The sequence below is a fragment of the Acinetobacter sp. 1566109 genome, from assembly GCF_000582255.1.
GTDB classification, from domain to species: Bacteria; Pseudomonadota; Gammaproteobacteria; order Pseudomonadales; family Moraxellaceae; genus Acinetobacter; species Acinetobacter nosocomialis.
Map to the genome: position 1 here is coordinate 1 of NZ_JEYB01000240.1, position 397 is coordinate 397.

1 protein-coding gene is annotated in these 397 nt (G+C 30.7%); it reads right to left on the reverse strand.

Annotated elements, in window-relative coordinates; all coding sequences use genetic code 11:
* Nucleotides 1–107: 107 nt before the first annotated feature.
* Nucleotides 108–397, reverse strand: a 290-nt coding sequence (locus tag J582_RS27050; protein ID WP_228131724.1) for a hypothetical protein, incomplete at its 5' end; no start/stop codon positions are given.

Here is a 397-nt window from a genome sequence, read left to right on the forward strand (position 1 = left end):
AGCCCGAACAGTGATGCTCGGGCTATAAACTTTGAAATAAGTGTATGAATTTCAAGGTAAATTATAACACGTTTCGTATAAGGTGTATTATGTTAATTTTAGAAAAATTAAACTTGTAAAATATTAACATAACTGTCTGACATTTCTTGCAGATCTAACTTAGTAGTAACATTTAGAATGTCATCGTAATTCAGAAGATTTTGTATTGGAAAAATACCCTTAAGTATTGATCTAAGAAGGAAATAATAAGAATAGAGCTGTTCATGAATATCAAAGTTGATATCAGCGCCTCTAATAAAATCATAACCAATATCGACATTTCTATCATCTCGATAAATGGCATTGGCTAAATCTTGGAAATCGTTACCTAAGTCAGAGTTAGAAAAAGTGGGGATCA